The 22212-nt window shown below is 39.2% G+C and carries 24 protein-coding genes; 7 read left to right on the forward strand and 17 right to left on the reverse strand.

Annotated elements, in window-relative coordinates; all coding sequences use genetic code 11:
* Positions 1-123: 123 nt before the first annotated feature.
* The 15 genes from argH to A7Q09_RS01200 all read right to left on the reverse strand — a co-directional run bounded on the left by argH (position 124) and on the right by A7Q09_RS01200 (position 12134).
* Complete coding sequence (gene argH, locus A7Q09_RS01130) at positions 124-1518, reverse strand: argininosuccinate lyase (RefSeq protein WP_134389492.1); 1395 nt, start codon at positions 1516-1518, stop codon at positions 124-126.
* Positions 1519-1528: 10 nt separating this feature from the next.
* Entirely contained in the window at positions 1529-2281 is a 753-nt protein-coding gene (locus A7Q09_RS01135; protein ID WP_134389493.1) for a pseudouridine synthase, read from the reverse strand.
* Positions 2278-3213 carry a tRNA lysidine(34) synthetase TilS gene (gene tilS / locus A7Q09_RS01140; RefSeq protein WP_134389494.1) on the reverse strand — a complete coding sequence of 312 codons (936 nt, stop codon included), beginning with the start codon at positions 3211-3213 and terminating at the stop codon, positions 2278-2280. Before tilS ends, A7Q09_RS01135 begins: the two co-directional genes overlap by 4 nt.
* 12 nt (positions 3214-3225) lie before the next feature.
* Positions 3226-3531 (reverse strand): DUF971 domain-containing protein, encoded by a 306-nt coding sequence (locus tag A7Q09_RS01145; protein ID WP_134389495.1) that lies wholly within the window; start codon positions 3529-3531, stop codon positions 3226-3228.
* Between the two features lie 74 nt (positions 3532-3605).
* Complete coding sequence (gene atpC, locus A7Q09_RS01150; protein ID WP_134389496.1) at positions 3606-4043, reverse strand: ATP synthase F1 subunit epsilon; 438 nt, start codon at positions 4041-4043, stop codon at positions 3606-3608.
* 6 nt (positions 4044-4049) lie between these two features.
* The gene (gene atpD, locus A7Q09_RS01155; RefSeq protein WP_134389497.1) at positions 4050-5453 is read right to left on the reverse strand and encodes a F0F1 ATP synthase subunit beta; all 1404 of its coding nucleotides are present in this window, start codon (positions 5451-5453) and stop codon (positions 4050-4052) included.
* A 24-nt stretch (positions 5454-5477) separates the two neighbouring features.
* A complete protein-coding gene (gene atpG / locus A7Q09_RS01160) occupies positions 5478-6359 on the reverse strand; it encodes an ATP synthase F1 subunit gamma (protein WP_134389498.1) in 882 nt (293 codons plus the stop codon).
* Between the two features lie 19 nt (positions 6360-6378).
* A complete protein-coding gene (gene atpA, locus A7Q09_RS01165; protein WP_134389499.1) occupies positions 6379-7932 on the reverse strand; it encodes a F0F1 ATP synthase subunit alpha in 1554 nt (517 codons plus the stop codon).
* 53 nt (positions 7933-7985) lie between these two features.
* On the reverse strand, positions 7986-8381 hold the full coding sequence (locus A7Q09_RS01170) for a F0F1 ATP synthase subunit delta (RefSeq protein ID WP_134389500.1): 396 nt from the start codon (positions 8379-8381) through the stop codon (positions 7986-7988).
* A 34-nt stretch (positions 8382-8415) separates the two neighbouring features.
* Entirely contained in the window at positions 8416-8946 is a 531-nt protein-coding gene (gene atpF, locus A7Q09_RS01175) for a F0F1 ATP synthase subunit B (RefSeq protein WP_134389501.1), read from the reverse strand.
* Between the two features lie 12 nt (positions 8947-8958).
* Positions 8959-9171, reverse strand: a complete 213-nt coding sequence (locus A7Q09_RS01180) for an ATPase (RefSeq protein WP_009061820.1) — start codon at positions 9169-9171, stop codon at positions 8959-8961.
* Positions 9172-9346: 175 nt separating this feature from the next.
* Entirely contained in the window at positions 9347-10204 is an 858-nt protein-coding gene (gene atpB, locus A7Q09_RS01185) for a F0F1 ATP synthase subunit A (protein ID WP_134389502.1), read from the reverse strand.
* A gap of 68 nt (positions 10205-10272) precedes the next feature.
* Complete coding sequence (locus A7Q09_RS01190) at positions 10273-10647, reverse strand: roadblock/LC7 domain-containing protein (protein ID WP_134389503.1); 375 nt, start codon at positions 10645-10647, stop codon at positions 10273-10275.
* Positions 10648-10807: 160 nt separating this feature from the next.
* Positions 10808-11341, reverse strand: coding sequence for an ATP/GTP-binding protein (locus A7Q09_RS01195; RefSeq protein WP_244228440.1), 534 nt, complete (start codon positions 11339-11341; stop codon positions 10808-10810).
* Positions 11334-12134: a Fis family transcriptional regulator gene (locus A7Q09_RS01200; RefSeq protein WP_134389505.1), complete on the reverse strand. Its 801-nt coding sequence runs from the start codon at positions 12132-12134 to the stop codon at positions 11334-11336. The genes A7Q09_RS01195 and A7Q09_RS01200 overlap by 8 nt, the downstream gene beginning before the upstream one ends.
* A gap of 266 nt (positions 12135-12400) precedes the next feature.
* Between A7Q09_RS01200 and nadC the strand changes: the two genes are divergently transcribed.
* The 4 genes from nadC (at position 12401) to A7Q09_RS01220 (ending at position 15808) form a co-directional block, all read left to right on the forward strand.
* Positions 12401-13285, forward strand: a complete 885-nt coding sequence (gene nadC / locus A7Q09_RS01205; protein WP_134389506.1) for a carboxylating nicotinate-nucleotide diphosphorylase — start codon at positions 12401-12403, stop codon at positions 13283-13285.
* Between the two features lie 138 nt (positions 13286-13423).
* A complete protein-coding gene (locus tag A7Q09_RS01210) occupies positions 13424-14134 on the forward strand; it encodes a rhomboid family intramembrane serine protease (RefSeq protein WP_134389507.1) in 711 nt (236 codons plus the stop codon).
* 13 nt (positions 14135-14147) lie between these two features.
* Positions 14148-15050: a homoserine kinase gene (gene thrB, locus A7Q09_RS01215; protein ID WP_134389508.1), complete on the forward strand. Its 903-nt coding sequence runs from the start codon at positions 14148-14150 to the stop codon at positions 15048-15050.
* Between the two features lie 203 nt (positions 15051-15253).
* Positions 15254-15808 (forward strand): cytochrome C, encoded by a 555-nt coding sequence (locus tag A7Q09_RS01220; protein WP_134389509.1) that lies wholly within the window; start codon positions 15254-15256, stop codon positions 15806-15808.
* Positions 15809-15863: 55 nt separating this feature from the next.
* Here the strand turns inward: A7Q09_RS01220 and A7Q09_RS01225 are convergent, their stop codons facing one another.
* Complete coding sequence (locus tag A7Q09_RS01225) at positions 15864-16808, reverse strand: histone deacetylase (RefSeq protein WP_134389510.1); 945 nt, start codon at positions 16806-16808, stop codon at positions 15864-15866.
* Positions 16809-16885: 77 nt separating this feature from the next.
* Between A7Q09_RS01225 and A7Q09_RS01230 the strand changes: the two genes are divergently transcribed.
* Together A7Q09_RS01230 and A7Q09_RS01235 are read left to right on the forward strand one after the other, a co-directional pair.
* Complete coding sequence (locus A7Q09_RS01230) at positions 16886-17734, forward strand: MqnA/MqnD/SBP family protein (RefSeq protein ID WP_208526656.1); 849 nt, start codon at positions 16886-16888, stop codon at positions 17732-17734.
* A 60-nt stretch (positions 17735-17794) separates the two neighbouring features.
* Positions 17795-18589, forward strand: coding sequence for a thiazole synthase (locus tag A7Q09_RS01235; RefSeq protein WP_134389511.1), 795 nt, complete (start codon positions 17795-17797; stop codon positions 18587-18589).
* Positions 18590-18674: 85 nt separating this feature from the next.
* Here the strand turns inward: A7Q09_RS01235 and dnaB are convergent, their stop codons facing one another.
* Positions 18675-20081 carry a replicative DNA helicase gene (gene dnaB, locus A7Q09_RS01240; RefSeq protein ID WP_244228441.1) on the reverse strand — a complete coding sequence of 469 codons (1407 nt, stop codon included), beginning with the start codon at positions 20079-20081 and terminating at the stop codon, positions 18675-18677.
* Positions 20082-20328: 247 nt separating this feature from the next.
* Here dnaB and mnmG point away from each other — a divergent pair, with 247 nt between their 5' ends.
* Complete coding sequence (mnmG, locus tag A7Q09_RS01245) at positions 20329-22188, forward strand: tRNA uridine-5-carboxymethylaminomethyl(34) synthesis enzyme MnmG (protein ID WP_134389512.1); 1860 nt, start codon at positions 20329-20331, stop codon at positions 22186-22188.
* Positions 22189-22212 lie beyond the last annotated feature (24 nt).

The following is a 22212-nucleotide window of genomic DNA, read 5'->3' on the forward strand; positions in this document are numbered from 1 at the left end:
AGGCCGATGAGAGTGTCAGGGTCTATCAAAACCTCAACACCCTCATCGGAGAGCTTGCCCTGGCTAAATCTGGTCAGTTATCTCCAGGAATCCCCTGCCTTTAGGCATGGGGAGGATGTCAATTTAGAAAGCATTTATCGTTTTTAGCTGCTCTTTCCAATGTGCAATCCTTTGCCTGACAGAACTTGGGTTAGGGGCCCCGATTGTTTTTTTTCTATCCAAAGATTTTTGTGGATCAAAAAACTCTTTCCAAACTTTAGGAAGATCCGGATGGATCCGAGATAAAACTGACTCTGGCGCCTCTGATAATAAAATAGAATTTTTTTCGCAATAACCAATGAGTTCACCAATTTTATGATGAGCTTCCCTAAAGGGAATTTGCCTTTGCACAAGCCAATCAGTAATGTCTGTGGCAAATAGGAGGGGATCTTTTGCTCGTTCCAAACAATTAGCCCTCTTAATTTTTAGTTCCGGTATCAGGGCTATAAGAATTTCAAGACTGCTTTCAATTGTATCAGCAGAATCAAATAAAGGTTCTTTATCCTCCTGTAGATCTCTGTTGTAAGTCAGGGGCAGCGATTTCAATAGGATGCATAATCTATTGAGATTAGCGATCAGCCGTGTTGATTTCCCACGGATTAGTTCAAAAGTGTCCGGATTTTTTTTATTAGGCATCAGACTAGAACCAGAGGAAAAGGAATCTGGTAATTCTAAAAAGCCAAATTCACTACTGGACCAAAGAACCATATCTTCAGCAAACCGCGAAAGATGGATTCCTAAGGATGCTCCTCCATAAAGAAAATCTAGAACAAAGTCGCGATCACTGACCCCATCCATTGAATTTTCTGATATCTTACTAAAGCCCAACAACTTAGCTATATATTCTCTGTCCAAGGGCAGGCTACTTCCTGCCAAGGCACCACTGCCTAAAATTAAAACATCCGCGCTTTTATAACAGGCTAAAAACTTTTCTTTATCTCTTTCGAGCATTTCGACATACGCAAGAATCTGATGAGCAATTGAAACGGGTTGAGCCCGCTGAAGATGGGTGTAGCCAGGAATAACTAGGTCTGCATGCTTTTCAGCCCATTGGACCAGTATGGCTTGGAGTCGACAGAGAAGAGTGAAAATTTTTTGGGCTTCTTCTTTGACCCACATACGCATGGTTGTAGCTATTTGGTCATTTCTGCTCCTTGCCGTATGTAGTTTTAAACCAGCTTTTGTTTTTTGAGTAAGGGCGTATTCAATGTTCATATGAACATCTTCATGCTCCATCGACCATTGAAACTGTCCCTGCTCTATCTGATGGGATATTTCCGATAGTGCACTTTGAATTTCTTCGCTTTCTTTTGAGTCAATAATTCCTATTTTTTCAAGCATTCGCGCATGAGCAATACTGCCTTGGATATCTTGATGGTATAATCGCCAATCAAAACTTATTGATTGGCTAAAACGAGTAAATAAAGAGGAGGGTTTTTCATGAAAGCGTCCTCCCCAAAGGGCTTTGTCAGTATTCATAATTTAAATACTATTGTGTTTTATTTGCTATAGAAGCAGTTTCAATGGCTGCATAAAGCAAATCTATTTCTTTCTTAGTTAATCGACGGTATTGACCAACATTAAGACCTTTGGGAGTTAAAGGCCCTAAGGATATTCTTTGTAGTCTGGTGACCTTATAGCCAAGTATTGATAGCATGTGTCGGATTTGCCTCTTTATCCCTTGGGTTAAGACTATTTTTAACCTGTTTTTCTCTTTGATTTGAACCTCTTGCACTTTTGCGATTTTACCCTCCATATACATCCCCCTCAGCAATTCTTTTTTACTGTTTTCGTCGAAAGGAGAAGCAAGACTAACTAGATAAGTTTTAGGAAAGTGAAATTTCGGATGCAGTATTTTATTGGCCAGAAGACCATCATTGGTCAAAAGAATAAGTCCTTCACTGTCCTTATCGAGTCTGCCCACATAGAAATATTTCTGAAAGGATGGAGGGAGGAGATGGTAAATGGTTCTTTCTCCAATGAGCCCTGTCTTACTGCATATGAATCCTCTAGGCTTGTAGAAGATAAAATACTCCTTTTTCAGGGGAGACAGAATTTGACCATTGAACTCAACTTTATCCTGCGGATTTATTTTGAATGATAGCGATCTAATTGTTTTGTCATTTACCTTGACAAGACCAGAACGGATAAAGGCTTCACAACTTCTTCTTGATCCTAGGCCACAAGATGCAAGATACCGGTTGATTCTTATGGGTTCTAAAACGGGAGGATTTTCCTTCATTGGTGCGTCAAAACAAATTCGTCGTTTTTAAAAATAACGGCTAAATTTCTACTTAAATTACATTTTTTCTTGTCCTTTTTCTCAATCATTTTCCTTATCGATTCAATGTCTTCAAAACTGATATCTGCTACTCCTCTTTTTTTAAGCCATAGTCCAATCGCTAACCTTTGTTTTCCAATCGGTGCTTTCTCTAGATCGGAAAAGCGAAGCGATGGACCACTGGCTATTTCTTGAGTGAGCTGGATAAGCCACTTTTTCTCTTCTCTTAATATTTCACAAAATTTCCAAAGAGACTTTTTTACTGACTTAGAAAATCTGTTTTCTAAAAACGGTATTAATTCTTTGCGAATTTTGTTCCTTAAAAAGAGCGCATTGTCGTTGGTTTCATCTTCTCTCCAACAATATTGGTTTTTTTTGGCAAAAGCTATAATGTCTGCTTTCCAGAAATCTAGAAAAGGCCTATATATGGTTAATTTTCCAAAAGAACTTATTTTATCCATTCCCCATCCTTTAGAGCCCGTGCCGCGTAGTAGTTGCATCAAAAATGTTTCTACTTGATCATCTGCATGATGCGCTAATACTAGATTATAACAGTTCTTTTTTTGAGCTGTATCAATAAAAAATCTAAAACGCTCTTCTCTGGCTACCGCTTCTGTTTTCGGAAAACTCTTTTCAGATTTTTTTTTTATAAACTCTATGTTTAGTTCTTTCGATAATTCCTCAACGAGTTTTGAATCTAATGCTTCGTCTTTTCTCCAGCCATGTTCGAAGTGAAGTACAATGGGTTTTTTCCCAGCCTCAACCAAGCTGTGTAAGAGAACTATAGAATCGACGCCACCAGAAATTCCACAAAGAACGACCTCTGGAATAGATTTCAAGGATTCCGCAAATGGATTGTTTTGCTTATGCTTCCTTGTTAGCAGCTTTTGCATGGCTTAGCTTTTTTACTCCTTTTCTTTGCCAAGTTCTAAAAGTAGAGAAAAAGGATAAATGCCACTTTGATGTCCATCGCCCCAAAAACATTGTAAAGCATAACTGCCAACCATCCGTATTTCTTTCAGTTCCATACTTTTGGGTCCAAAAGCAAGCTTTGGAGCTTTTGCCTTAGTCAAAAGGGTGCTTTCCCCTTGACATAAAGCGCAAGGACAGTTTTTTCTTAGTTTTTCAAAAGCAATTAAAGATTCTGAGAGGTCATTCCACTGGATGGCTAAATAATTTCCCACGATTTCAATGCGCTGAGGAATAATCATCTATAGATAAAAAAGATGAAAGAAGAAAAGCTTCAAGCAACTGAAAGTTGGTTTTTATCCCATGCCAACAATACTTAGCTAGGTGTTATCGGTGGGGCTCCGGTGCCATGCCTTCGTCTTTTGACTTTAAGTTGAGCCATTGACTTCAGTAGCATGGCCTGCGTAGCTGCTAGTTCCTCTTCTCCAAGTAGCTTTTGTTTTATAGCAGCCTGGGCACGAGCTATAGCTTCTTCGACTTTTTTCTCCTCAATTTCTTCTTCCCTTAATGCCATATCGACCAGAATCGAGACATCTTTTGCCGTTATCTTTACAAAACCCTCGCCAATTGCCAAGTAAAATTTCTTACCACCATTTTTCGTATACGATAATTCCCCAGGTACAATTTGGGTAATCAATGGCTCATGATTTGCGTATATACCCATTTCCCCATCGATACCAGGTAATGTAACTTGTTCGACTTCCTCTGATAATGTCACCCCTTCAGGAGTAACTAGTTGCAAAGTAAAGCTCATGGGACATCAAGATCTAATTTGATCAATAGTTCCTTTCATATAGAAATTGCCTTCAGGGACATCATCATGCTTACCTTCTAGAATTTCTTTGAATCCTCGGATTGTTTCGCTAATAGGTACATACTGTCCTTTAATACCTGTAAAAACTTCAGCCACATGAAATGGTTGGCTTAGAAAACGTTGAATCTTTCTAGCCCTATAGACCGTTAGTTTATCTTCAGCAGAAAGCTCATCCATTCCTAAAATAGCAATAATATCCTGTAAATCTTTGTATCTTTGAAGAACCCGTTGGACCCCTCTAGCCACTTCGTAATGCTCTTGCCCAACTATCTCTGGTGCCAGTGCCTTTGAAGTGGAAGCTAAAGGATCTACCGCTGGGTAAATGCCTTGTTCGGCTATCGATCTTTCAAGAACAATTGTCGAATCCAAATGCGCAAAGGTATTTGCTGGAGCAGGATCTGTGAGGTCATCAGCGGGAACATAAACGGCTTGAAACGAAGTAATAGATCCTTGCCGCGTCGAGGTAATTCTTTCCTGCAGAGCGCCCATCTCTGATGCCAATGTGGGTTGATAACCTACTGCACTGGGAGTTCGGCCAAGAAGGGCTGACACTTCAGAGCCTGCTTGAGAAAAGCGAAATATGTTATCGATGAATAACAAAACGTCCTGTTTCATCTCATCTCTAAAATATTCAGCCATAGTGAGACCAGAAAGCCCTACCCTTAATCTTGCTCCTGGTGGCTCATTCATCTGTCCATACACTAAGGCTACTTTTGATTTCGATAGATCCTCCAGATAAATCACTTTGGCTTCAGCCATTTCATTATAAAGATCGTTACCCTCGCGGGTACGTTCTCCAACCCCAGAAAACACAGAAAATCCTCCATGGGCTTTTGCAATATTGTTGATGAGCTCCATTATAACCACCGTCTTGCCCACGCCAGCTCCTCCAAAAGCCCCAACCTTTCCTCCTCTGAGGAACGGACAGATCAAATCAATAACTTTAATACCAGTTTCAAGAATAGTGGCTTTGATGTCTTGGTCCAATAAGGATGGAGCTGGCCTATGGATAGGAAGTCGTTTTTCTGCTCGCACCTCTCCTTTTTCGTCAATAGGTTCCCCAAGGACATTAAAGATTCTTCCTAAAACTTGAGGGCCTACTGGCACCGATATAAAATTTCCTGTATCCTCCACCTCCATTCCTCTTTTTAAGCCATCAGTGCTTGACATCGCAATGGTTCTCACCCAACCATCCCCAAGGTGTTGTTGCACCTCTAATATCAAGGTGGTTGGTTGTCCTTCCTTTTGATAATTGATCTTTAATGCATTATAGATGGGTGGAACCTCTGTATCTGAAAATTCCACATCTACTACTGGACCGATAATTTGAACGACCTTTCCTTTTTTCATCGCTTCTTGTTCTTAATGATTCTATTATCCAATCGCATAGTGTGCTGTTGAAATTTCTAAAATTTCTTTTGTAATCGATTCCTGTCTAGCTTTGTTATATTCTAAGGATAAATCTTGTAATAAGCTTTTAGCATTTTCTGTTGCACTTTTCATAGCAACCATTCTGGCGCTATGCTCCGAAGCCAAATTATCAAGTATAGATTGATAGATTTCCAAATGGATATAAAAGGGCAAAATATTATCCAGAAGTTCTTCTGGAGAGGGCTCAAAGTTAAAAGGGACAAAGTTTTCTGGAGCGGTCTCTTGGGTATTGTCTTTTTTCGTTAACTCTACTTGACTGATTGGGGCAATACGTCGGTAGATAGGATGTTGTACTAAAGGATTAACAAAATGGGAATAGGCAATCGAGATGGCATCGATTTCTTTATTTAGATATTTTTCTATCAGGAAATTGCCAATTCTCTTAGCTTCCCGAAAGGAAAGATTATCTTTAAGCTCAAAATCCGCTAAAAGAAGGTTTTCTCCTTGATTGCCCTTCAGCAAAGCCAGATAATTTCTTACCTTTTTGCCCATACTTACATAACGATGGTTTGGATTGTGGCGCTTCTGAATTTCACGCAACAAATTTGTATTCAATGGACCACATAACCCTTTATCGGTTCCTATGACAAAAACAGCTTCTTTTTGTATAGGCCGTGCTTGAAGCAAAGGATGCCTTAGTTGACCAGCCTGAGGAATAAGGCTTTGAACAATTTCTTGAAAAAGGTTTTGATAAGGCCTTCCTTCTATGGCTCTTTGCTGCGCTTTCCGCATTTTGGATGCCGCCACCATTTGCATTGCCTTGGTGATTTGTGCGGTATTTTTAATCGACCTGATTCGTCTACGTATTTCCCTAGTTGTAGCCATATAAAACTAGTCAAGTTGCTTATTCCACTAGACTTTGAAAGAAATTGTCAAGGGCCCTCCGAAGGGATTGGATTATATCGTCGTCCAGAGCCTTTTTAGCCTTTATTGATTCCAAAATGTTTGGCTCTCTGCTCTCCAGATAATCCACAAGGCTTGTCTGTGTCTGCTTGATTTTATCTAAGGGAATCTTATCAAAATATCCATTTTGAACTGCCCATAAAACAGCTACCTGCAATTCGACCGCAACGGGTGAATATTGAGACTGTTTAAAGACTTCTACGATGCGACTTCCCCGATCTAACTTAGCTTTCGTTGCAGGATCTAAATCCGTTGCAAATTGAGCGAAAGCGGCAAGTTCCCTAAATTGAGCCAGTTCGAGTTTTATTTTCCCAGCAACCTGCTTGACCGCCTTTATTTGTGCCGAAGAGCCAACACGTGATACGGATAGTCCGACATTAATAGCAGGCCGAATCCCTTGATAAAACAGATCAGTCTCCAAATAAATTTGTCCGTCTGTAATGGAAATGACATTTGTGGGGATATAGGCAGAGACGTCCCCAGCCTGCGTTTCAATAATTGGCAAAGCTGTTAGACTTCCCCCTCCGTTTGCTTCATTCAGTCTAGCGGATCTTTCTAGTAACCTTGAATGTAGATAGAATATATCGCCCGGATAGGCTTCTCTTCCTGAGGGGCGTTTTAAAACTAGCGAAATTTGCCTATATGCGGCCGCATGCTTCGATAAATCATCATATACAATTAAGGCATCCATGCCATTTTCCATAAACCATTCCCCAATAGCTGTCCCTGCAAATGGCGCGAGGTATTGTAAGGTCACAGGATCTGAAGCGGCAGCAACGACAACAATAGAATAGGCAAGCGCACCATATTTTTCTAATGTATCAATAACTCTAGATATATTTGAATTTTTCTGCCCTATAGCAACATAGATGCTATACAATGGCCTATAGTTTTTCTCCTTTTCATAGGCTTTGTTCAGACGTGCTTGATTAATAATAGTGTCAATGGCGATGGTCGTCTTTCCAGTAGACCGATCTCCAATGATAAGCTCTCTTTGGCCCCTACCAATGGGAATCATTGCATCGATAGCAATAATTCCCGTTTGTACTGGTTGATTGACACTCCTGCGCTTGATAATCCCAGGAGCTATTCTTTCCATAGGATAGGTTGTGTTTGCCAAGATTGGCCCTCTGCCATCTAGTGGTTGGCCAAGGGGATTGATCACTCTTCCTAAAAGTTCTTTTCCGACTGGAACCCGAAGTAGCTGGCCAGTGGTTCGTACTTCATCTCCCTCGCGAATTGCTAGGTAGTTTCCAAGAACGACACCACCAACTTCTGTTTCTTCTAAATTCAAACAAAGTGCTTTTATTGGCTGTCTAAATTCATCCAACCGTTGGGGAAATTCTATAACTTCATTCATCCCGGCATCACTAAGACCCTCAATTTTTACGACCCCATCGCCAATTTCCCTAACGATCCCAACATTTGTTTTCCCTATTTCAAATTTAAGTTCTGATATTTTTTCCTCTATTTCTTGGAGTAAGGGAATATCCATATGTAAATCTCCTTTTTAAAAATAGCTTCCAGATATTATTCCACAACACCAAATTATTTATTCAATAGCGTCTCGATATTTTTCAATTTATATGCAATAGATCCATCCCATACATCACAGCCTACTTGAATTCTAATACCACCAATTAATTCTGGACAAATCTCGTATTTTTTTTCTAAAGCAGGTCCAAAAGTTTTCTCTAACTTTTCAAAAATAGATTTCCCTTGATCTGGAAGTTCGGAGGAACTTTGAACCACATAGGTTTTTTTTGCTACTTCATTAGCAAGTAATTGTTTTAGCCATTCGAGAATCTCAAGATAGTGCCGAGGCTTTTCCTGCGCTAGTTTGTTTAGGATCTCTTTAAGTTTTTCCTCATCAATAGAACCATTGTTTTGACAAAACCTAAAAAGGGCTTTTGCTTGTCGTTTTGCTTCTCTACTGATTTTCATTTCATTTTTTCATAACAAAGCAACGCTTTAGCCATTAATTGCGAGAAAAAATATTCTCTTCCCCTCTCTGAGGGATTTTGCTGAGAACCTCATTTTTTAATCGTTCTTGATCTTCCGCTGTAAGGGTTTTACCAATAACTTTTGAACTAATGTCGATGACGAGGTTTAAAATTTCCCTTCGAATCTCTTCCTTAGCCTTTTCCCTTTCTAGTCGAGCGGTCTCTTCGGCTTTTTTAAGGATTCTCTTTGCTTCTTCAATTGCCTCTAGAATTTTTTTCTCTCCCTGATACGCTGCAGCTTTTTGTGCTTCAGCAACAATCATGGCTGCTTGCTCATTTGCTTTACGCAAGATTTCCTTTCTTGCTTCTTCTGCTGCGGCTAATTCTTGTTTGATTTTTTCTGCATTTTGCAGACTTTCAGCTATTTTTTCTCTCCTTTGTTCCAGTATTTTTAGTACGGGTCGAAAGGCAAACCGATTTAGTACCCACAGCACGATGACAAAATTAATAATCTGAGCAATGAGCTTATTCCACTCAATCCCAAGCTGATGTAAAGTGTTTTCCATACAATAGCCGGTTTACTTTCCAACCACGAAAAAGACCAATATGGCTAATCCTTCAGATAAGGCCATTCCAAGCAAAGCCGTAGTAAATACGAGACCAAAAGATCCCGGATTTCTACCTATGGCTCCTGCTGCTCCTAATGCAGCAAGACCTACTCCCACAGCACCACCTAAAGCAGCCAACCCTATGGCTACATTTCCAGTTACCATTTGAGCTAAGAACAACATTTTTAATCTCCCTTATGTTTAATTCATTATGTTGAAGTTTTCTGTAATGATTTTTATATCCTATGACAATCACATGAAAACAATTATCTGCTTCATGGGTTTGTCATTGTAAAGTTTTTAAGAGGGCTTCAATCAATAATACCATACCCTACGAAGCTTATTATCCCTGCCTTCCCTATCCTTCCTTTGACTCTACTTCTCCAAAATGAGAGCAAAGAGTTCCTGTAAAAACAATAGAAAGCAAAGTAAAGATTAATGCCTGAATGATAGCTACCATGAATTCAAAAAAATAAAAAGGAACCGCTGGCAGCCCCCATAATATTCCAGTCATCATATGCAGAACTGTCTCTCCCCCATAGATATTTCCATAGAGCCGCATGGCTAAGGCTACAGGACGTATGAGAATGGAGATAATTTCCATAAACCCAACGGCAGTAAACAGAACGGCCAATGGAATTACAATCCAGCCCTTAAACCCACCCTTTACACCAAATATATGATGGAGCACTCCTTTAATCCCATGATGGTAACGAAATGCCCAATAGGTGCTCATAACAAAGAATATTAAAGCCATAGCTGTCGTCATATTCGCGTCCGAGGTCGGAGGCCTGAATATGGGAACGGAGGTATGTTTTATAGCAAATGGAAGCTGTCTAGAAGGGTCTTTTTCTCCAAAACCGATGCTGCCCACTCCAGGGATTAAATCAGTTATATTAGAAAACACTATGAAGATAAAATATGTCGCAACCAGTGGGAAGGCCCAATCGGCTACTTTTGGCTCAAGCAACCCTCTTGTGAGCTTTTCCAAACCCTCTACAGCAGCTTCTATGGCGTTTTGAAGACCGCTTGGAATGAGGGATAATCTCAAAGTACCTAGACGAATAAGTAAAAATATCACCCCCATAACTATCCAAGTTTGGATCATAGAACTAGTAACAGGCAAAAAACCTATCCAAAATAAGGTTTCTGCCGCAGGCTGCACGAGAGGCTCCACTTTGCCCTCAGACAGTGATTCAGTAGCCCAAAAAATCATTGGTTGTTTTTTATATAAGTGCAATTTAAAGTCAAGCAAAAATTTTAATAATATCCGCTATGGTTCATTTACATGCCACGATTAAGAATAGTAGCAATTTTGCTTGCAGCATCCCTTGCTTCTAGATGAATGAGTCCAACATTCCCACCGGTTTTTGTAATCACACCAAGAACCGCTTTGCCGCCAGCGGAATAAATAAACATTTGTCCTTCTGATCCCGATACCGTGTTTTCCTTGAATTCCCCACCTCCATACGTTTCACAAATTCGTTTTCCTAAACCTAAGGCTGTTGCTGCCATTGCAGAGAGTCGATTAGGATCGCCTGAGCTTAGAGAATGAGCTACAGGAAGTCCATCAGTGGTTGCAATTAATGCTGCGGTAATTTCTGGGACAGCACTCCGCAGTCCCCCTAATACGATATTTAACTCCTCTGATATCGACATTGTTTCAGTCTCCTTTTTTATATGGTTAAAATTAAAATAAAATTAAAACTTTCATAATTGTCTTCTTGGCATAGATCAAGAAAAATAGATGAATATTTTTTAATCCAACTTCATGATTTCTCAACAAGATAAAAAGGAATTTAACGATAGGCCCCTTACTTTATCCTTCTATTTCTTTTTCGATGATCTCAAACAATCTGACAAGAACATCGGTGGCACTATTTTCATCTAAAGCATTAATTCCTACACAGAGAAAAGGATCAATTTCAAGGTAGTCTGCAACCTCGGCAGGTGTCCAGACTTCAGCAAGATCTTGATGGGTTACTCCTAAAATATAGGGAATGGTTAATTCCGTTAGGAATTTGTCATGCATTTTTTTCAATAAAGGCAGTTGTTCAGGATCATGCCCTCCTACAAGCATAATGACCCCTAAGGCACCCTGCCTGAGGATATCCCATGTAAAATCGAAACGATCTTGCCCTGGAGATCCAAATAGATGTATCGCATATCTATCCAGATTGAGGGATCCATAATCCATGGCCACTGTGGTTTCTTTTTTCCCTTTTGCGTTTGTACAAGGAACATCGGTTGTTAAAACTTCGGACTGGCTTATGGAACGAATAAAAGTAGTTTTTCCAGCTCCAGATGGACCCGTTACAAAAATTTTTATATTCTGATTTTTGTGGTTATTCATACATCTTTCTAAAGAAGTTTTTAAAACCATAAATCAGTCTCCGGAGCAACCCTTTTTTAATATCTTGTTGATCAGATTGATAAATTTGGATAGCAGTAGTCGAAGATTCGGAAGGGAGAGGTGGCGGTTTGGAGCCTATCGCAGCAGAATCAGAACCAAGATGTATATTAGTATGGTGGGATTCAATGCTGTTTAAATCAGATTGATCGGAAATAGGTAAATAAAAAGTCCTTTTTTTGCTTGCTGTCTTGATCATGTTCAACAGTCGTAAAGTATAGATATGAAATAAGATGTCTTCGAGCTCGATGGGAAGATTTTTGGCTAATTCCTTTGCACTAGTGCCTTTGGCAAAAAAGGGTTCCGCTTCTATCCAAAAAGAAAAAAATTCACTGCCTATCCAACTTGGGTCATTGCCTGTGGAAAGAAAAACAGTTTCTGGATCTGGAAAAAAAATAGGCAGATTCTTTTGATACATTGTCCGAAGAGAATGCAAAGAGGCGATGATAAGCTGCACGGCTGGCAGGGAAAAAGAAACATCATCTTCTTGTAGTTCTACTTCCTTAAAAATAAAAAAACTCTCTTCTTTTTGGGATAATTCCAGAAGCATCGATTTGAGTGCAAAGGTATCCCCAATTGGATTATCTTGTTTTTTGGCACCTAAAAATAGCCGTCTTGCAAAGCGAAAGCTATAGAGATTATTTTCTGGGGATTTTATTTCTAAAACACCGCTTTTTTCCCCTATTATTCTAACAATTTGAGGAAGCGGAATCGATTTTATTTTCCCAAAGAGCATATTTTGTTGTAAACTTAGCTTGTATTTGAATAAATTTTAACAAAAAGAAACAAAGAAAAAATTTTATTCTTGTCTTTTTTGCCTTTATCTTTTTGGCTGTGGCTATTTCAAAGCATTTTCAAGGATAGTAATTTCTTAGAATTAATAAATTAAAAAAAAATATTAATAATTACCATATTTTCCTAGACTACTAAAAGTCATTTCTATTTTGCCTTCCACTCTATAAATGAATAAATTAATCCTTTTAATAATTAATTAATAAGAAAATGGAAAACAAAAATTTTCCAATTTATTCTCTTCCAGATTTTCTTCTAAAAGAAGTCATCAAACGTTCTTTAGAAGAAGATATTGAAAATGGGGATTTAACTTCCTCTCTCTTAATACCTAGAAATGAAAAAGCAAAGGCGCATATCATTGTCCGAGAAGAGGCAGTGTTAAGTGGTCTTGAAGTGGCTTGTCAGGTATTTTCTTATATCGATTCTTCTCTTCATTGCGTTTCTTTTTTTATCGATGGTCAAAAAGTAGAAAAAAACACTCCCATTATTGAAATTAGTGGGAATGCTCAAGCAATTTTGATGGGAGAAAGAGTGGCTCTAAATTTTTTGTCTCATCTTTGCGGCATTGCCACATTGACATATCGTTTTGTTGAGGTTCTTCGAGAATCAAAGACAAAAATTCTTGATACACGAAAAACTCTTCCTGGCCTTCGGTTCTTACAGAAATACGCTGTCTTGTGTGGGGGAGGAGCAAATCATAGATATTCTCTTAGTGAGCACGTTCTTATTAAAGATAACCATTTAAGTCTTATAAGAAGAAAGATGGGAGAAAGCTGGCTTGAATGGTTGCAAAAAAAGATCACTACCATCCGGCAACACAAGCCATTAGTCAGAATAGAAATTGAAACTAAAACTTTAGAGGAACTCTGCTGTATTTGTACTTTATCCCCAGATATAATAATGCTTGACAATATGGAGCTTAATCAGATTTCAGAAGCGATAAAAATTATAAATCATAAGGCTCTAGTTGAAGTATCTGGAAGAGTCAATTTAGAAAAGTTACAAGCAGTGGCTCGATTAGGAGTTGATTTTGTCTCCCTTGGGCTTCTTACACATAGTGCTCCAGCTGTAGATATTTCCATGGATATTCTTTGATCAAATTGCTGAAACTACAAGAGATTCTATCTGAAAGCAGTTGATTTTTGCCTTTTTAACAGTCATCTTAGAAAAACCATTAATTTTGTTTGAAAGTCACAAATACAAAATGCGTTTTTTACCGAAACGAAAAATACAATGAAAAAAGATAAGATGGTTTTATTGAAAGACTTTTCTTCCAATGATTTTTTCAAGACGTTGCCTTGGTTGACTCAAGCTTTAGTCACCTTCCTTTTTATTGTTTATTTTATTCAGATCACCTTTTTGTTCATTTTTGGCTCCACTTGGTTTAGATCTTCTTTTGCTTTGACAACAGAAGGCGTCGCCCATGGCAAGATTTGGGAATTTTTCACCTATGCCTTTCTCCATGATGAACTCGAACCACTCCATCTTCTAACCAATGCCATAGCCATTTATTTTCTTGGAAACCAACTTGAGAAAGTTCTTGGGCATTTCAGGCTGGCGCTTCTTTTTGTTGGTGGAGCCATTGCTGGAGGATTGGGGTGGTATTTTTTTGGAGGGCCCATGCATGAGCCAGGTTTGATAGGAGCCAGTGGCGTGGTATTTTCCTTTTTGCTCGCTTTTGCTTTTTGTCTTCAAGAAATATGGATAAGATTTTTGACTTTCCATTATGATATTCAATCAAATCGGTTTATTTTTAACCCTACCTTTTTTCTTTCCATTCAAGTCGTTGTGCTTATATTCGTCATTTTTGAAGCTATTTGCCTTGTCTTTGACATTCCAACTGGCTCTTCCCATACTGCCCATTTGGCTGGGGCTATATTTGGATATCTTTATGTTAGGCTTTGGCCAATAAAGCCACTGGCTAACACGAAAAGTTCTTCTTAAGTCATTTTGACGGATGCTTTCAGTGAGAGCAACTAATCAAAAAAAACGATGGTTCGTCAAAGTCCCTGCGACCACCACAAATTTTGGTCCTGGTTTTGATACCTTCGGAGCAGCTCTTAGTCTCTATAATGAATTTATTATTGAAGCCATCGACGATTCTTTTTCTTCCCCTGACCCATACCATCCAATGGTTTTTGAAACAGTTAAGGCTTTTGAAAAGAAAATTCAATCTGCTGCCATCCCCTTTAAATGGTCTCTAAAATCACACATTCCTCAAGCTCGTGGGCTTGGAAGTAGTGCATCCATCCGTTTAGGTATCTTGGCTGGTTTGAATGCGCTCTCAAGCAATCCTTTAAACAGAGAAGAACTTCTTGAGATCGCTTCGCAACTCGAAGGGCATCCAGATAATGTTACCCCGGCTCTCTTTGGAGGTTTTACCATATGTGGCCCAGCCAAAATTTTACGATGTCGGATTGAAAGTAAGCTTTTTTTCGTTGCAATTGTGCCTCAAATCGAAATACCCACGGAGTTATCAAGAAGCATCCTGCCTACTAAAATTAAATTAAAGGAAGCCATCCAGAATCTGCAACGTGCCACTTTAATGGCAATTTGCTTTTTTCAAAAGAAATATGAAGCTCTTTCGGGATTGTTTGTCGATTATTTTCATGAGCCATATCGGCTTCCAGCTATTCCTTTTTGGGAAAAGCTCAGAGATACTTCTTTAAAAGCTGGTGCTTTGGGATTTTATTTGAGTGGATCAGGCTCAACGTTGATGTCCCTTGCTTATAAAAATCCAACCAATGTTGTGCAAGCCTTAAAAGAAGAATTATTAAAGTTGGCTATTCCTGGTGAAATCTTAGTTTTAAAACCTGATAACTTTGGTTTGCGTATTGCTCATTTGGATAAGTCCATATAGAAAAATGAATAAAAAACTCTTGTAGGAGACACAAGCGTCATAAATATTCAAAAAAAATAGCAAATAAATAGATTTGATCTCTGCTGCAAGAAACTAACTGCCACGAACATTAAAACCAACATAGTATAATTCCAATTGATTTATACTTGAGATAACAACACGACTTGCTACTTATAGGAAAATCAAGCAAATGGTTGAAACCAGTGAAGGAAATCGTTTTGGTTTGTTTGCTAAGCCTCTTTATACTTTGCCAATTAATGGGGGCGGAAGAAGAGCTCAATTTCGCTCCACTATCTAAAGAAGAGCTTTTTCAGTCTCAACCTCCTCCCCTGAAACAAACCTCTACTACAAAGACCGGAGAAATGATTCAACATGGAAAGTATTTGGTGGAAGCAGTGGCACTTTGTGCGGAGTGCCATACACCAAGAGATAGCAATGGACAGCTCATTATGGATAAATGGCTTCAAGGTTCCCCTTTACAATGGGTGGAGCAATCGGGCCAAAAAGAATGGGCTTCGTATGCTGGATCCCTAGTTGGTTTGCCTGAGGGATGGAAAGAGTCAGATATGGTACAGTACCTGGAAACAGGTATACTACCTAGAGGCGGCTATTCCAGACTTCCTATGCCTCCCTATCGAATGAGTCACAAAGATGCCCTGGCCATTACTCTTTATTTGGAAAGTTTAAGTGAGCAAAATACTAAAAGAGATGCTTTTATAAATAAACCAGAGAATGAGCTTCAATCTATTGAAAAATAATAATAAGTTATAGAACAAGTGTGACTATAAAATAGTATGTAGATATACAAGAGAGCTAAGGGCATGAAAGAGCTTTTAAATGACTCTTAATAGAGTTATAGAGACTTTCCGTATTATATCCTCCTTCCAAAACAGAAATTATTTTGCCTTCACAATGTTTTTGTGCAGCATTTTTTAGAAGTAGGGTCATTGTTTCATACCCCTGTTCAGTAAGATAGATTTCCCCTAATGGATCGTCTTTATGTGCGTCGAAACCAGCAGAAATAAAAATGATTTCCGGTTTGTATCTATCAATAGCTGGGAGGACTTTTGCATGAAAAGCTTCTTCATATTCTTTGTCCGTAGCTCCCCTATGCATGCATATATTCATTGTATAGCCCTCTCCTGCCCCTTTCCCAATATCGCTTGCTTTTCCAGTTCCAGGATAATATGGAAATTGGTGCAAGCTAATAAAATAAACTTGGGGATCTTCATAGAAAATCTCTTGCGTCCCATTCCCATGATGCACATCCCAGTCTAAGATTAAAATTCTCTTTATCCCATAATTTTTTATTGCGTAGCGAGCGGCAATTCCAACGGTATTAAATATGCAAAAACCCATGGCTGAGTTGGGAAGGGCATGGTGTCCGGGAGGTCTTACGAAGCAAAAGGCATTTTTTATTTGCTTAGTAATCACTTTATCTACTGCTTCTAAAGCTGCACCCACAGCTAATAGAGCAACCTCAAAGGAAGGACCATGGGCAAAAGTGTCTCCCCAATCTAATAAAACCATAGGACCGAACTGAGTTTTTTTTACTTTTTCCACATACTCTTGGGTATGAACGGTTAACACCCACTCTAAAGAGGCCGGCGAAGGTTCTATCCATAGCAGGGAATCACCAAATGCATCTTTGAGTTTAGGAAGAACAGAACTGATACGATTAGAAGCGTCTGGATGTCCAGAGGGGGGAGCATGCAGGGCAAATTTTTCGCTGGTTATTATAGCTGTTTTTAGATCCATATTTAAGAATTATTCTATATTTCTCTGTTGAAGCAAGCATGAACAATGTTAACATCACTTTCTCAAAAGGATTTAACATGAACTTAATGGAAATTACCTTAGGTCATTCGCCGGATGCTGACGATGCATTTATGTTTTATGCCATTTCAAAGAAAAAAATCTCCACTCAGAACTATGTGTTTAAGGAGCTAATAGTCGACATTGAAACACTGAATAATTTGGCTTTTTCTGAAAAGATCGACCTAACAGCCTTGTCCATCTATGCGTATTGTAAGGTAGCAAAAAACTATCTGCTTATGTCTTGTGGGGCAAGTATGGGCGAAGGCTATGGACCAAGACTCATAGCAAAACAATACTTTGATAAGAAAGAAATGGTGGACAAAAAGATAGCAGTACCAGGTTTGAATACTAGTGCCTGTTTGGTTCTCTCCCTATATTTTGAGAAAAAACCAACGGAATTAAATCTCTTCGTTTGTCCATTTGATAAAATATTTGATGTGGTCAAGAGTGGATCTGCTGATGTGGGCTTGATTATCCATGAAGGGCAGCTTTCTTATGTATTGGAAGGCTTGGTGTTATGTGAAGATTTGGGAAAGTGGTGGAAAAAGGATACTGGACTACCATTACCACTGGGGGGGAATGCTATACGGCGCTCCTTGGGAATGGATAGGTGCAGAGAGCTGCAATCGATTGTAAAAGAAAGTATCCGGTGGGCATTGGGAAACCGTGAGGAAGCTATCAGCTATGCAAGAAAGTTTAATAGGGGCAGTCAGGATTCAATGGTCGAGGAATTTGTAGGGATGTATGTTAATGAGAGGACGTTGGATTATGGTCCAGAAGGGAGGGCAGCGGTTTCTGAGTTTATTCAAAGAGGAAAATCTCTTGGGGTTGTGGATCAGAATTTGAAAATTGAATTTGTAGAATGAAAAAGTCTTCGGTTTTTACATCAGCTTTTGCAATAAAGCTCTTATGTTGCATATTAAACCATGGATTGTATAGCTACAAAGAGTGATTTTGTCATTGCCGGCAAGCATTTTCAATCGCGTCTTCTTATTGGGACTGGAAAGTTTGGTTCTCATTTACAAATGGCTCAAGCTTTGGAAGCTAGTGGGAGTCAAATTGTGACTGTTGCTCTGAGAAGAGTGGAAATAGGTTCCCATAAAAAAGAAGAGGACATCTTGTCTTTCATTGATTCAGAAAAATATCTGATAGTCATTAATACGAGTGGAGCAATGGATGCTGAAGAAGCGATACGAATAGCAAAAATCGCTGAAAAAGCGGGTTTGCCCAAATGGATAAAACTTGAAATTCACCCTGACCCTCGGTATTTGTTGCCCGATCCGATTGAGACTTTGAAGGCTACAGAGCGGTTAGTTAAAGATGGTTTTGTTGTCTTGCCTTATATTAATGCAGATCCAGTGCTTGCAAAAAGACTAGAAGAAGTTGGCTCCGCTGCCGTTATGCCTCTTGGCTCTCCGATTGGTTCGATGAGAGGATTGGAAACTCGATCACAGCTTGAAATTATTATAGAACAGGCAAGTGTGCCGGTGATTATTGATGCTGGAATCGGAAAGCCTTCACATGCGGCATTGGCCATGGAAATGGGTGCTGATGGAGTGCTTATTAATACGGCTATTGCTATTGCTGAGGATCCTCTTCAGATGGCTTTGGCTTTTAAAAATGCTGTGGTAGCCGGAAGAATTGCTTATGAGTATGGATCTGGACAAGTCTCTAAATTTGCAATGGCTACTAGCCCAATAGAATCTTTCCTTTGGAAATGACTTCAGTTGAGGCAGCTCACTGCCTATAGCTTTTATGGCTATCTTCTCCAAATCATAATTAGGTGGGGAAGCTTTTTCCTTTCTTTTAAGCATAGGAATGCTCTATTTCGTGTCGCAAGGGATCTTCGAAGCGTGTATAGGGAGCATTAAATAAAACTTCTATTTTATCTGTTGGTCCATTCCTTTGTTTGGCAACATGAATAAGGTAGGGAATTTTGGTCACATCCGTTACTGAATCGGATTCAAGTCTATGGAGAAGAATAACTACATCCGCATCTTGTTCAATCGCCCCAGATTCTCTTAAATGATGAAGGGCTGGTTCACTTCTTCCCTCTTCCATTCTTCTATTTAACTGAGCTAGAACAATGATAGGAATATTAAGTTCTTTGGCGAGAGCTTTAATGCCCCTAGATATTTCTGAAATCTCAACCTGTCTATTCTCTTTGGCTTGCTGTGAATCCGAATGTAAAAGCTGCAGGTAATCAATGATAATGAGATCTACGCCAAACTGATTTTTCATTCTTCTTGCTTTGGCTCGCAGCTGATGAATGGTTAAATCACTAGAATCATCAATGTAGAATGGCCACTCTTTAGCATCATCAGCAAGCATTTTTAATTTCTCGAGGCTAGCTGGCTCTAGTTCGCCTCGTCGGATTTTCTGCAGACTTTCACTGCCTATGGCGGCTAATAGTCTGAGCATGATCTGTACGGCCGTCATTTCCAAGCTAAAAAATCCTACTGAATAGCCAGGTTTAATCCAGAGATCTTTGGTTTGATCGTATCTTTCTTTTAAAGCGCGACAAGCAAAAGTAAGCCCCAGGGCTGTTTTCCCTACTCCAGGTCTGGCTGCTAAAACAATCATATCTCCATTTTGCCATCCTGTTGTAATTTGATCCAAATGATGAAATCCAGTAGGGATGCCAAACAATCTACCTTTTCTTTTATGAAAGCAATCGATGAGTTCTATCGCTTTTTGGATCTCAACAGATGCCTTGACAGTAGAACGACTCACTGCAAGGTCAGTTATTTCAAAAATCTGTTTTTCTGCTTGGTCAAGGACTTGGGAAACAGAATGAGAATTTTCATAAATGTTTTGTACGATAGTTAAGGCTGCAGAATGGAGACGACGCAAAATACTTTTTTCTTTGAGTATTTTGATGTAAGATTCGAGGTTAAGATGGGTGGCAAATGAAGCGACTAAATCAGCAAGAAGAGCGGCCCCCCCGATTTTTTCATCCAGATGGTGATCTACTAGATACTGGTGAACGGTTGTTAGATCAATAGCTATATTTTTTGTGTGTAATTCACTTAATGCTTCAAACAGAATCCGATGAGCCGGAATATAGAAATCTTCGACTGTTAATCGTTCCCTGACCTGATCGAAAACCAATTCAGGATTAGTCAGCATTAATCCTAGTAAAGCTTTTTCAGCTTCAGTACTAAAAAGAGCAGGAATCGCTTCTTTGATGGTATCGACCCCTTTTCTTTTCATGTTTTTAGTCATATTCATTATTTCATAGTGAAGGAGGGGGATAAAAGACAAGCATATTTTATTAGAGATAAATGAATATCTCTTTTATGATGAAGAAGATACTGCAGTGTAAACTCTTTCTTGAACCTTCACAAAAGATCATTAGAGTATCCTGAGTCATCTGGTAGTAGCCTATTTTCTTTGAAGGGGATAATAAGTAGATTGCTTTGGGTGAATGATTCATCAATAGGGGATCATAGAAAAAAAGATGAAATACGCAAAAACATACGATGTTATTGTTGTTGGAGCAGGGCATGCTGGAGTCGAAGCCGCCTTGGCTGCTTCACGCATGGGCTGTCGTACCATGCTCTTGACAATGAATCTTGATACTATTGGCCAGATGTCTTGTAATCCGTCGATTGGAGGAATAGGAAAGGGACATCTGGTCAGGGAAATTGATGCCCTTGGTGGAGAAATGGCGATCAATACAGATCTTACGGGAATACAGTTTAGAATGCTCAATATGAGAAAAGGATATAGTGTCCAATCCCCTCGAGCCCAATGTGATAAAAAAGCCTATCAGTTTCGGCTAAAAGCGGTATGTGAAAGAACCCCTTTATTAGATTTATTTCAAGCTTCGGTTGCTGATCTTCTTGTCAATGATGATAAAGTCAAGGGGGTTATCACAGAACTAGGAATAATCATCCATAGCTCAACAGTTATTATTACCACTGGTACTTTTTTGAAGGGCTTATTACATGTCGGCAGAAGCAAGAAGATGGGGGGCAGAATGGGTGAGTCCTCCAGCGGTCTTTCTGAAATGCTAAAAAAATATGGATTTGAAGTCGGTCGATTAAAAACAGGAACACCGCCAAGAATTAATGGAAAGACCATCGATTTTTCTAAATGTATCATGCAGCCTGGAGACTTTCCTCCCCCTCATTTTTCTTTTGCGTTACCAGATATTGATATGGCCTCCGAAGGGCTTTTTACACTCAATCAATGGAAGGATGGAATGTTCCACGTGGAACAATTATCTTGTGCCATAACCTATACCAATGCAAAAACCCATGAAATCATCAAGGAAAACCTAGATAAATCCCCTTTGTATTGTGGCGAAATTCAAGGCATTGGACCAAGATACTGCCCATCCATAGAAGATAAAATTGTTCGTTTTGCCGATAAAGAACGGCATCAAATTTTTTTAGAACCGGAAGGCAAACATACAGAAGAATACTATGTGAATGGCTGTTCGACTAGTTTACCATATGAAGTGCAAGACCAATTCATCCATACCATTGCAGGTTTAGAAAAATGCCAGATCATTAGACCTGGATATGCCGTTGAATACGATTATTGTCCCGCTACTCAGATCTATCCAACATTGGAAACAAAGAACATTTCAGGACTCTTTCTTGCTGGTCAGATTAATGGAACAACAGGCTATGAAGAAGCAGCCGCTCAAGGATTACTTGCAGGGATCAATGCAGCAAGAAAGATCCAAAATCGGCCCCCATTAGTCTTGGGAAGGGATCAAGCCTACATAGGGGTATTAATTGATGATTTAACAACCAAGCCCATCAGAGAACCCTATAGGATCTTTACTTCAAGAGCTGAGCATCGGCTGTTGCTTCGCCAGGATAATGCCGATTTGCGTCTTACTGAAATAGGTTATGAAATTGGATTGGTATCTAAGACCAGAGCAATACGTTTAGAGGAAAAAAAGAGGCTTATTGATGAGACTTTTCAGAAAATAAGAAAATATCGATATAATGGGATGAGTTGTGAAGATTTGCTGAAGCGGCCGGAATTCTCATGGAAGGACCTTCCAGAGGAGTTTCAAAAAGTTCCCAAAGAAGTGGCTTTGCATATTGAATGTGAAATTAAATATGCGGGGTATATCGCTCGGGAAAAAGAATCGATTTTGAAGAGTCATAAACTAGAAGAAACCTTGATTCCTGCAAATATCGATTATGAAAAAATTCCAGGGTTAAAACAAGAGGCAAGGGAAAAACTTCTAAAGATAAGACCGTTGACTTTTGGGCAAGCTTCAAGAATTCCAGGAGTCAATCCAACGGATGTCTCCATTTTAATCGTATGGTCTAAGAAAAAAGCAGCCTTGAGTTGATTGTTTTTTTGAGCCTTAAACCCA

This window comes from Methylacidiphilum sp. Yel (assembly GCF_004421185.1).
GTDB lineage: Bacteria > Verrucomicrobiota > Verrucomicrobiia > Methylacidiphilales > Methylacidiphilaceae > Methylacidiphilum.

Bases quoted from the DNA above. Each gene is read 5' to 3' on its own strand.
- dnaB (WP_244228441.1), bottom strand. From the start codon at position 20,081: ATGAAAAGAAAAGGGGTCGATACCATCAAAGAAGCGATTCCTGCTCTT.
- A7Q09_RS01225 (WP_134389510.1), bottom strand. From the start codon at position 16,808: ATGGATCTAAAAACAGCTATAATAACCAGCGAAAAATTTGCCCTGCAT.
- A7Q09_RS01190 (WP_134389503.1), bottom strand. From the start codon at position 10,647: ATGTCGATATCAGAGGAGTTAAATATCGTATTAGGGGGACTGCGGAGT.
- A7Q09_RS01180 (WP_009061820.1), bottom strand. From the start codon at position 9,171: ATGTTGTTCTTAGCTCAAATGGTAACTGGAAATGTAGCCATAGGGTTG.
- A7Q09_RS01200 (WP_134389505.1), bottom strand. From the start codon at position 12,134: ATGCTCTTTGGGAAAATAAAATCGATTCCGCTTCCTCAAATTGTTAGA.
- atpG (WP_134389498.1), bottom strand. From the start codon at position 6,359: ATGGCTACAACTAGGGAAATACGTAGACGAATCAGGTCGATTAAAAAT.
- thrB (WP_134389508.1), top strand. From the start codon at position 14,148: ATGCTTTCAGTGAGAGCAACTAATCAAAAAAAACGATGGTTCGTCAAA.
- A7Q09_RS01210 (WP_134389507.1), top strand. From the start codon at position 13,424: ATGAAAAAAGATAAGATGGTTTTATTGAAAGACTTTTCTTCCAATGAT.
- atpD (WP_134389497.1), bottom strand. From the start codon at position 5,453: ATGAAAAAAGGAAAGGTCGTTCAAATTATCGGTCCAGTAGTAGATGTG.
- atpB (WP_134389502.1), bottom strand. From the start codon at position 10,204: ATGATTTTTTGGGCTACTGAATCACTGTCTGAGGGCAAAGTGGAGCCT.
- A7Q09_RS01195 (WP_244228440.1), bottom strand. From the start codon at position 11,341: ATGAATAACCACAAAAATCAGAATATAAAAATTTTTGTAACGGGTCCA.
- A7Q09_RS01135 (WP_134389493.1), bottom strand. From the start codon at position 2,281: ATGAAGGAAAATCCTCCCGTTTTAGAACCCATAAGAATCAACCGGTAT.
- A7Q09_RS01145 (WP_134389495.1), bottom strand. From the start codon at position 3,531: ATGATTATTCCTCAGCGCATTGAAATCGTGGGAAATTATTTAGCCATC.
- A7Q09_RS01235 (WP_134389511.1), top strand. From the start codon at position 17,795: ATGGATTGTATAGCTACAAAGAGTGATTTTGTCATTGCCGGCAAGCAT.
- atpA (WP_134389499.1), bottom strand. From the start codon at position 7,932: ATGGATATTCCCTTACTCCAAGAAATAGAGGAAAAAATATCAGAACTT.
- mnmG (WP_134389512.1), top strand. From the start codon at position 20,329: ATGAAATACGCAAAAACATACGATGTTATTGTTGTTGGAGCAGGGCAT.
- argH (WP_134389492.1), bottom strand. From the start codon at position 1,518: ATGAATACTGACAAAGCCCTTTGGGGAGGACGCTTTCATGAAAAACCC.
- A7Q09_RS01170 (WP_134389500.1), bottom strand. From the start codon at position 8,381: ATGAAAATCAGTAGAGAAGCAAAACGACAAGCAAAAGCCCTTTTTAGG.
- atpF (WP_134389501.1), bottom strand. From the start codon at position 8,946: ATGGAAAACACTTTACATCAGCTTGGGATTGAGTGGAATAAGCTCATT.
- nadC (WP_134389506.1), top strand. From the start codon at position 12,401: ATGGAAAACAAAAATTTTCCAATTTATTCTCTTCCAGATTTTCTTCTA.
- atpC (WP_134389496.1), bottom strand. From the start codon at position 4,043: ATGAGCTTTACTTTGCAACTAGTTACTCCTGAAGGGGTGACATTATCA.
- tilS (WP_134389494.1), bottom strand. From the start codon at position 3,213: ATGCAAAAGCTGCTAACAAGGAAGCATAAGCAAAACAATCCATTTGCG.
- A7Q09_RS01230 (WP_208526656.1), top strand. From the start codon at position 16,886: ATGAACTTAATGGAAATTACCTTAGGTCATTCGCCGGATGCTGACGAT.